The sequence below is a fragment of the Komagataeibacter kakiaceti JCM 25156 genome (assembly GCF_000613305.1).
This window is the reverse complement of the sequence record NZ_BAIO01000779.1, coordinates 1-795: the sequence shown is the minus strand read 5'-3', so window position 1 is coordinate 795 and position 795 is coordinate 1. Positions and strand designations below refer to the sequence as shown.

Below are 795 nucleotides of genomic sequence, written 5' to 3'. Positions count from 1 at the left end.
ATCGAGCGCATGGCCGGTCACGCCATCGGGAAAGCGGGCGCGCGCCAGCGCGATATGCCCGCGCAGCACGCGGGTAAAGGCGTTGCGCACGTCATCATCGGGCGTGTCCGGCCCGGTCCACACGGTGCGGGTGATGTCGGTGGTGCCGAAGGGGTACTGGCCGCCGCTGTCGATCAGGTAGACCTCGTTGGGCTGGAGCGCGCGGTCGGTTTCGGGTGTGACACGGTAGTGGATGATGGCCCCGTTCGGCCCCGCCCCTGAAATGGCGGGAAAACTCTCCCCCCGGTAGTCCGGACAGGCCGCGCGGAACTGGTCGAGCCGGGTGGCGGCCGCAAGCTCCGCCGTGCGGGTGGCGTTTTCATCCAGCCAGTGCAGGAAGCGGCATATGGCCACCCCGTCCACCAGATGGGCGTGGCGGCTGCCCTCCTGCTCGGTCGGGTTCTTGATCGCCTTGGGCAGCAGGCAGGGATCGCCCTTGCGCATGACGGTGGCGCCCGCGTCTTCCAGTGTCTGGATGAACCACAGGGCGTTGCTGGCCGGGTCCACCCGCACGCGGGCGGGGGCCAGCGCGCGCAGCGCGTCTTCCAGCGCGTGGGGGGGCTGGAGGGTAATATCCGCGCCCAGCCATGCCCGGGTTTCAGCCGATACCTTCTCCGGTGCGATCAGCAGGGTGACGCGCGCATCGTCATGCACGATGGCGAAGCTCAGGCTGAGCGGCGTATAGGCACATCCTGCCCGCGTATGTTCAGCAGCCACGCGATGGAGGCCGGATCGCTCAGCACCACGGCGGCCTCG

General features: G+C 69.1%; 1 pseudogene. It reads right to left on the bottom strand.

The annotated features are described in order from the left end of the window. A pseudogene (locus tag JCM25156_RS26290) lies at nt 1-795 on the bottom strand (aminopeptidase P family N-terminal domain-containing protein); the annotation flags it as partial.